Origin of the sequence: Aeromonas sp., assembly GCF_050633025.1 — a bacterium.
Classification (GTDB): domain Bacteria; phylum Pseudomonadota; class Gammaproteobacteria; order Enterobacterales; family Aeromonadaceae; genus Aeromonas.
Map to the genome: position 1 here is coordinate 1 of NZ_JBODRQ010000138.1, position 8,369 is coordinate 8,369.

At 59.1% G+C, this 8,369-nt stretch carries 7 protein-coding genes, 2 tRNA genes and 2 pseudogenes; 5 read left to right on the forward strand and 6 right to left on the reverse strand.

Translation table 11 applies throughout. The features are described 5' to 3' along the window. Positions 1–167: 167 nt before the first annotated feature. Together ACRAUW_RS15125 and ACRAUW_RS15130 are read right to left on the reverse strand one after the other, a co-directional pair. Positions 168–449, reverse strand: a pseudogene (locus tag ACRAUW_RS15125) (ArsR/SmtB family transcription factor); the annotation flags it as partial. 40 nt (positions 450–489) lie between these two features. Then, entirely contained in the window at positions 490–888 is a 399-nt protein-coding gene (locus ACRAUW_RS15130; RefSeq protein ID WP_431362938.1) for an META domain-containing protein, read from the reverse strand. A gap of 157 nt (positions 889–1,045) precedes the next feature. On the opposite strand from ACRAUW_RS15130, the gene ACRAUW_RS15135 reads away from it, so the two are divergent. Beyond that, complete coding sequence (locus ACRAUW_RS15135) at positions 1,046–1,525, forward strand: hypothetical protein (protein WP_064338427.1); 480 nt, start codon at positions 1,046–1,048, stop codon at positions 1,523–1,525. A 3-nt stretch (positions 1,526–1,528) separates the two neighbouring features. Here the strand turns inward: ACRAUW_RS15135 and ACRAUW_RS15140 are convergent, their stop codons facing one another. After that, positions 1,529–2,008, reverse strand: a complete 480-nt coding sequence (locus tag ACRAUW_RS15140) for a putative 4-hydroxy-4-methyl-2-oxoglutarate aldolase (protein WP_431362939.1) — start codon at positions 2,006–2,008, stop codon at positions 1,529–1,531. A 39-nt stretch (positions 2,009–2,047) separates the two neighbouring features. After that, positions 2,048–2,457, reverse strand: a pseudogene (locus ACRAUW_RS15145) (DUF3293 domain-containing protein). 396 nt (positions 2,458–2,853) lie between these two features. On the opposite strand from ACRAUW_RS15145, the gene arcA reads away from it, so the two are divergent. Beyond that, positions 2,854–3,573: a two-component system response regulator ArcA gene (gene arcA, locus ACRAUW_RS15150; protein ID WP_431362940.1), complete on the forward strand. Its 720-nt coding sequence runs from the start codon at positions 2,854–2,856 to the stop codon at positions 3,571–3,573. A 166-nt stretch (positions 3,574–3,739) separates the two neighbouring features. Here the strand turns inward: arcA and ACRAUW_RS15155 are convergent. Then, positions 3,740–3,814 (reverse strand) — tRNA-Gly (locus tag ACRAUW_RS15155). Positions 3,815–3,829: 15 nt separating this feature from the next. Next, a tRNA-Gly gene (locus ACRAUW_RS15160) sits at positions 3,830–3,903 on the reverse strand. A gap of 201 nt (positions 3,904–4,104) precedes the next feature. On the opposite strand from ACRAUW_RS15160, the gene cydD reads away from it, so the two are divergent. The 3 genes from cydD to rcsF all read left to right on the forward strand — a co-directional run bounded on the left by cydD (position 4,105) and on the right by rcsF (position 8,143). After that, entirely contained in the window at positions 4,105–5,874 is a 1,770-nt protein-coding gene (cydD, locus tag ACRAUW_RS15165) for a heme ABC transporter permease/ATP-binding protein CydD (RefSeq protein WP_431362941.1), read from the forward strand. Beyond that, positions 5,867–7,597 carry a heme ABC transporter ATP-binding protein/permease CydC gene (gene cydC / locus ACRAUW_RS15170; RefSeq protein WP_431362942.1) on the forward strand — a complete coding sequence of 577 codons (1,731 nt, stop codon included), beginning with the start codon at positions 5,867–5,869 and terminating at the stop codon, positions 7,595–7,597. Before cydD ends, cydC begins: the two co-directional genes overlap by 8 nt. Before the next feature lie 174 nt (positions 7,598–7,771). Then, positions 7,772–8,143 (forward strand): Rcs stress response system protein RcsF, encoded by a 372-nt coding sequence (rcsF, locus tag ACRAUW_RS15175; RefSeq protein WP_013723982.1) that lies wholly within the window; start codon positions 7,772–7,774, stop codon positions 8,141–8,143. The last annotated feature ends 226 nt before the right edge of the window (positions 8,144–8,369 follow it).

Consider the following 8,369-nt stretch of genomic DNA (forward strand, 5'->3'; position numbering starts at 1 on the left):
GCAACCCAGGCGGTCAGATAACGTTCAAAAAAGCCGATGGCAGGCACGGCCTTGGTGTCACAGTTTGCAGACATGATGACTCCCGGTGCTATTCGCTTGAGCACCTGTCAGTGAAAATATGGATGAGTGATCCCCTGATAAAGCACAGACCGGGGACTTCTCGCCGGTTACACCTTGTCGCAGCAAGACTGTACAGGCAGAACATCGGGAGGACAGGCCGACTCGGCACGCATCACGCCGCACGCCTCGGGATGACCGGCACAGCACTCCTCGGTGAGGTAGGCGATCACATCCAGCATCAGGGGAATATTGCCGCGGTAGCGCAGAAAGCGCCCCTCCTGCTCCACTGATAGCAGACCGGCATTGAGCATCGCCTTGAGGTGAAACGAGAGGGTATTGGGGGCAATATCGAGCTCGCTGGCCAGTTCACCGGCGACCCGCCCCGCCAGCACAGTCTGCGCTGCAGGGGCAATCAGACAAACGCGTGCCTTATTTGGCAGCAGGCACAGCGTTAAAGGTGAGCAGGGCCGCCTTGTTGGCATCGCTCAGAGTCAGCTGGTTGCCGTTGATGGAGTAGGTTGCCACCTTCTCCAGCTTTTGCAGGAACTCGGTCTCCTTGTTCATGGCGTCGCCAATGCACATCATGCGAGTGGAGCCCATAGCCCCCAGCGTCAAGACACCGTCACTCTGCTTGGTGATACCGCCAAAATAGCGATTGCAGCCGCCCTTGCCCGCCACTTTACCTTCGGCTACTTGCAGGGTGAAGGTATCGCCGGTGGCGCCTTGCAGCTGCCAGCCGGATGCTTGCAGTTGAGCCATGCTGGAACCTGTTGCCATTGCGCAACCTCCCAGTGCCAGCGCGGCCAGCAGAGTCAGTTTCTTGTTCATGGATTCACCTCTTAATGATTAGAGCCATCAATACGGCAGCCTGTTTATCATGGCTGGCGCCCATGCCAAAGGATTTTATTGTGATCTCCCTTCACTTTACTACCAGCTGGCATGTGCCATGCTTAGGCTCAGTTCCGGACCCAGGGAGGGGAAACGAATGGTCAAATCGCTCATCATCACACTGCTTGCAACCTGCGCCAGCATGGCCGCACAGGCCGCCGACTGGGCAGTGGTTCAGCCGCAATCCAACCCGTCTCTTTATGTCAAAAGTTACTCGGGTGTGCTGCTCAATGGTCATAGCCATCACAGCGACAGTTTTGATCTCTGGCTGGTCAATAGCGGCTATCAATATCCGGTGGTGGATGATGTGACCCTCTTTATGGAAGCGGGCCCGGCGGTGGCGGATCAGAATCGCACATCCGGTTTCAATATGAGTTCGGGGGTACGCTACCAGCTCTCCCCGGCATTCAATATCGGCAGCCAGATCAAGCATCTCGATCTCAACAAGGCCAGCACCCTGCTGGAGCTCAACTCCAGCCTGCTGCTGACCCCCAGACTCTCCCTCACCGCCAACTATGGCGTCAGCGCCATCACTGCCGATCAGGCACTGAGTCTGGGGGTCGGCTTCAACTTCTGATGATCACAACAGCGGCGTGGCGCTCACCACCACGCCGTTGCGATCCGCATAGACGTAATCCCCTTCGTGGATGGTCACCCCGGCAAAGCTGACCACGGCCCCCAGCTCTCCCAATCCCCGCTTCTCGGTCTTGACCGGACAGGCCGCCAGCGCCTTGACCCCGAGCGCCAGTGTCGCCAGGGTGCCCACATCCCGCGCCGCGCCGTGGATCAGGATCCCCTCCCACCCCTGCTCCACCGCCTTGACCGCCAACTGATCGCCAAGCAGCGCACGGCGCAACGAACCACCGCCGTCGATCACCATCACCTTGCCCCGGCCCGGTCGGGTCACCAGATCCCGCACCAGACTGTTGTCTTCGTAGCAGGAGAGGGTCACGGCGCGACCATAGAAGATGGCCTTGCCACCAAAATCGTGAAAGCAGGGGTCAGCCACTTGCAGCATAGCGCCGTGCTGATCGCAGAGGTCAGGCAGAAGATCCAGCATGATTTGATTCCTTTCAGATGCATGAAGATGTTTATTATTTCACCAGGTGAGGTTTCTGGCAATCCAGAAGGATTCAATGTGCCCCAGACAAATCAATGACTTATTTATCAATATTGGTGCCAGCCAGAGTTGTCCCCTTCGACCCAGTAGATGGCATTTTGGCCAAAACGGGCAGCCAGCTCGCAAGCCTCACGCAAGGACAACGCCACTGCCAGCGAGGATTCGCGCCAGCTTCCATCCAATGCAGATCCCCACACGGAGCCACCCAGATTGATACCTGGTATGGCCTCCAGATGACACCAAATTGCCCGCTCACGACGCCGGTTGCGATGCTCTCCCACCCGTTGGCTGGCAGGATTCCAGGCTGTAACGATGGCCAATGCGGGCCAGGAAGGAACTCCAAATGGCGCAATAAAACAGATTTTTTTGTAGTTTTCCCACAAAATCATGTCAATCACATGTTACATTCCATTACATTTTAAAGGAGCAAAAAAGGGGTTCAGGCCAAGTATCATGCCGCTGCACCAGGGTTTGACTTATATCAAAACAGAGTTAAAAAGTTGCTATCTGACGGCAAAGAGTGTTGTTATGCTCCTGTTAACTGATAAAATACGGCCACTTTCGTAATGGACGACCTTTCCAGGCCTTGCTCGAGTAGTCTTCTCGGGAACCTATAAGTGGCACAGGGATACTTGCCAGTACTGATGCCTAATTCGCGATATTCCGACCTGACTCTCATACCCAGGATGACGTAATAAATTTTCAGGATCAGTCAGGAAATCGGTTTGAAACGCCAAAGAGTGTTAAATTTAAGATAATTAACTGATAAGAATCTGGGAATATTCATGCAAACACCACACATTCTGATCGTCGAAGACGAACTGGTCACACGCAATACCCTGAAAAGCATTTTTGAAGCAGAAGGCTACATAGTGCTCGAAGCCAACAACGGCGACGAAATGCATCAGGCCCTCACTTCCCACGCCATCAATCTGGTGATCATGGATATCAACCTGCCGGGCAAGAATGGCCTGCTGCTGGCCCGTGAGCTGCGTGAGAACGACAACATCGCCCTGATGTTCCTGACCGGTCGTGACAACGAAGTGGACAAGATCCTGGGTCTGGAGATCGGCGCCGATGATTACATCACCAAGCCGTTCAACCCGCGCGAACTGACTATTCGTGCCCGCAACCTGCTGAGCCGTACCATGAATGTGGCTGCCGGTGGCGAAGAGAAGAAGTTGGTTGAGCGCTACCTGTTCAACGGCTGGGCGCTGGATATCAACAGCCGCGCGCTGGTCAGCCCCACTGGCGACATGTTCAAGCTGCCGCGCTCCGAGTTCCGCGCCATGCTGCACTTCTGCGAAAACCCGGGCCAGATCCAGACCCGCGCCGAGCTGCTGAAGAAGATGACCGGCCGTGAGCTAAAGCCCCACGACCGTACCGTTGACGTGACCATCCGTCGCATTCGCAAGCACTTCGAAAGCGTTAACGATACTCCGGAGATCATCGCCACCATCCACGGCGAAGGCTACCGTTTCTGTGGTGAACTGGAGCAGGAATAAGCTCCCGCTACGCTGTTGATCTGAAAAGGCGCCTCGGGCGCCTTTTCTGTCTCTGCGGTTTGCCTGAAAAGCTGAGAAACCAACCGTGAGCGTGACGTCGAACGGCGCACAAGATAGATGAAAAACAGAAAGCCCACTCGCAGGAGTGGGCTTTTTGCATTGAAGCTGGAGCGGGCAGCGGGAATCGAACCCGCATCATCAGCTTGGAAGGCTGAGGTAATAGCCATTATACGATGCCCGCCTGGCATCTGAAATGTGGAGCGGGTGATGGGAATCGAACCCACGTATGCAGCTTGGGAAGCTACCGTTCTACCATTGAACTACACCCGCATCAGGGCTCCTACTATATGCATTTTGCCGCCAAGCGCAATGCTGCCAGAGCCACTTTTTTCAATAAATCAATCTGTTCGGACAAGGATTGAGCAGTCGGTTGCTTTTTCCATCAAACATTTTCAACACAGATAATTTACAAGGTTGCCAAGGCCAAACGGCGAGGATAGTCTTGCGCCACTCGACGCGAGGATGGTGGTAATGGATAAAAAAACGCAAAAACGTCTCTATGGCTGGTTGCGCAAGCAATCGAGTCACGGTCGCCGCTGGATCACGATATCCATCGCTTTTGGCCTGGGCCAGGGCATTCTGATGGTGGCGCAAGCCTGGCTGCTGGCGACCCTATTGCACGGCTTCATTATCGAAGGCTCAACCCCAGAACAATCCATCACGCTCTTTATTACCCTGCTGCTGGTGACGCTTGGCAAGGCGGCGCTGGCCTACGGCCGCGAAGTGGCCAGTTTCAAGGCGGGCAGCGCGGTGCGCCAGACCATCCGCCAGCTGGTGCTCACTCGCTTGAGCCGTCTCGGCCCTGCTTATATCCAGCGCCGTCCGGCCGGTAGCTGGGCCAGCCTGTTGCTGGAACAGATTGAAAATATGCAGGATTTCTTCTCCCGCTATCTGCCACAGATGGCCATCGCAGTCTTTATTCCGGTGGTCATTCTGGTGGCCGTATTCCCGGTCAACTGGGCTGCGGGTCTGATCCTGCTGGGCACAGCGCCCCTCATCCCCATCTTTATGATCCTGGTGGGTGTGGGCGCCGCCGATGCCAACCGCCGCAATTTTCAGGCGCTGGCCCGTCTCTCCGGCCACTTCCTCGATCGGCTAAAGGGGCTGCGGACCCTGCAACTCTTTATGCGTACCCAAGCAGAAGGGGACGCCATTCGCGACGCCTCGGAAGATTTTCGCGAGCGCACCATGGAAGTGCTGCGCCTGGCGTTTCTGAGCACCGCCGTGCTGGAGTTCTTCGCCGCCATTTCAGTCGCGCTGGTTGCCGTCTACTTCGGCTTCTCTTATATCGACCATCTGAATTTTGGTAGCTATGGGGTCAAGGTCACCCTCTTTACCGGCCTGTTCGTGCTGTTTCTCGCCCCCGAGTTCTACGCCCCGCTGCGGGAACTGGGTGCCCACTACCACGCCAAAGCACAGGCCATTGGCGCTGCCGAACAGCTGCTTGAATTCCTCGAAGCCGAGGTGAGCGAACCGGCCGCAGGCACGGCGCCGTTCCATGCCGACAGCCCGGTCAAGGTAGAAGCCAGAGGTCTTGAAGTAATGAGCGCCGAGGGCAAGGTGCTGGTCGGCCCCATAGACTTCACCCTGGAAGCCGGTTCGCGCACCGCCCTCATCGGCGTCAGCGGCGCAGGCAAGAGCTCGCTGGTCAACGCCCTGCTCGGCTTTGCCCCCTATCGTGGCGAGCTCAAGGTCAACGGACAGGAGCTTGCTACCCTCGACATGAGCCAGTGGCGCCTGCAACTGGGCTGGCTCTCGCAAAACCCGCAGCTGTTCCACGCCTCCTTGCGCGATAACCTGCTGCTGGCCAAACCAACGGCCAGCGATGCCGAGCTGGAAGATGCCCTGAAACGGGCGCAGGCGTGGGAATTTGCCATGGAGAAGGGGCTCGACTATCCGGTCGGCGATCAGGCGGGCGGCCTCTCGGTCGGTCAGGCCCAACGCCTTGCCTTGGCGCGCACCCTGCTCAAATCAACCCAGCTGATGGTGCTCGATGAGCCGACCGCCAGTCTGGATCGCCACTCCGAGCGCGCCATCATGACCACCCTCGAGCAGGCGATGGCGGGCCAGACCCTGCTGATGATCACCCACCGTCTCGACCAGCTTACCAAGATGGACAAGATAATGGTGCTGGCCCGCGGCCAGCTGGTGGAGCAAGGCAGCTTCCAGCAACTTAGTTCTGGGCAGGGGCCTTTTGCCCGCCTGCTCTCCCAACGTTCCGGAGGTTCTCTCGATGAGTGATCTATTGCCATTTCTGCGCCTCTATCGCCAACACTGGCTCAGCCTCACCATTGGTTTGCTGCTGGCGCTGGTGACCTTGGCCGCCGGCATGGGGCTGCTCTCCCTCTCCGGCTGGTTCCTCTCCGCCGCCGCCGTGGCGGGGATGACCGTTGCGACGACCCATGCCTTTAATTACATGACCCCCGCGGGCGGGGTGCGCTTCTTCTCCATCATTCGCACCGCCGGTCGCTGGGGTGAGCGGGTGGTGAGCCACGACGCCACCTTCCGGGTGCTGACCCGACTGCGGGTCTGGTTCTGGCAAAAACTCTCGCCGCTCTCCACCGGTACCCTGGCCGGTTTTCGTCAGGCGGATCTGCTCAACCGACTGGTGGCCGACATTGATGCGATGGATCACGTATACCTGCGGCTGCTCACCCCCATAGGCGCGGCCCTGCTCAGCACCGCCGGACTGGTCTTCTTCCTGTCGTTTTTCGACAGTCGCCTCGCCCTTACCCTGGGCGCCATTCTGCTGTTTGGCATGATCGCCCTGCCGCTGGTGTTCTACTTCCTCGGTCGTCGCCCCGGTCAGGCGCTGATTGCCGAAAAGGCCAGCCTGCGCACCCGGATGGTGGACTATCTGGATGGTCAGGCCGAGCTGCAGATGTTTGCCGCCGCCCCCAAGGCGCTGGTTGAGCTGCAACAAGCCGAACAGGCACTGCTCGCCGCGCAGGCCCGGATGGCCAAGGTGAGCGGGCTGGCCAACTTCGCGGTACAACTGCTGAGCGGCTGGACCCTGACCCTGATGCTCTGGCTGGCCGGTCATGGAGTGGCGGGCGCTGCGCCCGACCCCATCACCGCACTGATGGTCTTTGCCACGCTGGCCAGCTTCGAAGCGCTGATGCCGCTGGCCGGCGCCTTCCAGCACCTCTCCACCAGCCTCACCTCGGCCCGTCGTTTGAACGAGATCCTGCAAGAGGCAAAAGCCCCCGTGTGGGGCGATGAGCAGACCCACGCCACCGCAGGCGCGCTGCAGATCAATGACCTCTATTTTGGCTACCCCGGCAAACCCCAGCCGGTGCTGCGTGGCTGCACCCTGCAACTGCACGCCGGTGAGAAGCTGGCGCTGCTGGGCCAGACCGGCTGCGGCAAATCGACCCTGATGGGGCTGCTGACCCGGGAGTGGAGCCCGCAGGCTGGCAAGATCCTGTTGGGTGGCAAGCCGCTCACCGACTACAGCGAAGGGGCGCTGCGCGCCTCCATCTCGGTGGTGAGCCAGCGGGTGCATCTGTTTGCCGATACCCTGCGCGGCAACCTCAAGCTGGCCGCCCCGACCGCCACTGACGATCAGCTGATTGCGGTGCTGACCCAGGTCGGGCTGGCCAATCTGCTGGAAGATGAGGCGGGCCTCAACGCCTGGCTTGGTGACGGTGGCCGACCGCTCTCCGGTGGCGAGCGTCGCCGTATCGGCATCGCCCGCGCCCTGCTGCACGATGCGCCGCTCTGGCTGCTGGACGAGCCAACCGAGGGGCTCGACAGCCAGACCGAGCGGGAGGTCATGGCGCTACTGTTCACCCTGGGGGCCGACCGCTCCATGCTGCTCATCTCCCACCGCTTGCTGGGGATGGAGCGGATGGACCGGATTGCCCTGATGGAAGAGGGACAGATCCGCCTCTGCGCCCCTCACGACGAGCTGCTGGCGGATGATTACTACCGCAGCCTCTATCAGCGGCTGGCTCCTGTTTGATATCAGCCTGATATCAGGCTGATGGGGGTCACACCCTGACACCCGGGCGCAAAACGGGGCTGGTCGCCGCAGGCGGCTGGCCCCTATAATGTCCCCCTCATTATTCAACAAGATGCCGACATGGAGCGCCTGCGCATTTCTACTGTCCTCATCACCGACACAAGATACGAGACGATGAAACGCCTGATCCTGATGATGCCCCTGATTGCCTCCGGCTGTGCCAACTACGCCTTCAACAGCAATCTGGATAAAGAGAACTTCGACGAATACTTCAAACCCGGTAGCGTGCGCATCTATGAACAGGATGAGCTGGCTGACCTCAACTACCTCTACCTCGGCACCATCGAGGGTGAATCCTGCCAGGCCGATGCCAACCAGCCGGTGCCCAACGCCGGTGAAGCGCGCACTCTGGCCCGCCGCCGCGCAGCCGACATGGGTGGCAACGGCGTCACCATCGACAAGTGTGCCGAGTTCAGCGACACCCCGGGCTGCCTGAAACAGGTGATCTGCTACGGGCAGGCGCTGAAAGTGGCCGAAGAGAAGTAGGTCACAGCCATCGTTCGGCAGCCAACAAGCAGCCATTGACAGAGAGGGCATCCCGCGGGATGCCCTCTCTCGTTGTATTCACACCTGCCGCGCCACGCTCGGCAGCAGCACTATGATCCCGCCACTCTTTCCTATTGCAGACTGGGCTCCAGCAACTGCTGCCGTAGCGAAGTCTCCTCGGCCTGAGTCATGGCATGTTCCGCCACCCCGGCGGCAGGCTCGATGG

What these genes read in the sequence shown, in the direction of transcription:
- ACRAUW_RS15130 (WP_431362938.1), bottom strand. Translation starts at nt 888, where the DNA reads ATGAACAAGAAACTGACTCTGCTGGCCGCGCTGGCACTGGGAGGTTGC.
- cydD (WP_431362941.1), top strand. Translation starts at nt 4,105, where the DNA reads ATGGATAAAAAAACGCAAAAACGTCTCTATGGCTGGTTGCGCAAGCAA.
- rcsF (WP_013723982.1), top strand. Translation starts at nt 7,772, where the DNA reads ATGAAACGCCTGATCCTGATGATGCCCCTGATTGCCTCCGGCTGTGCC.
- cydC (WP_431362942.1), top strand. Translation starts at nt 5,867, where the DNA reads ATGAGTGATCTATTGCCATTTCTGCGCCTCTATCGCCAACACTGGCTC.
- ACRAUW_RS15135 (WP_064338427.1), top strand. Translation starts at nt 1,046, where the DNA reads ATGGTCAAATCGCTCATCATCACACTGCTTGCAACCTGCGCCAGCATG.
- ACRAUW_RS15140 (WP_431362939.1), bottom strand. Translation starts at nt 2,008, where the DNA reads ATGCTGGATCTTCTGCCTGACCTCTGCGATCAGCACGGCGCTATGCTG.
- arcA (WP_431362940.1), top strand. Translation starts at nt 2,854, where the DNA reads ATGCAAACACCACACATTCTGATCGTCGAAGACGAACTGGTCACACGC.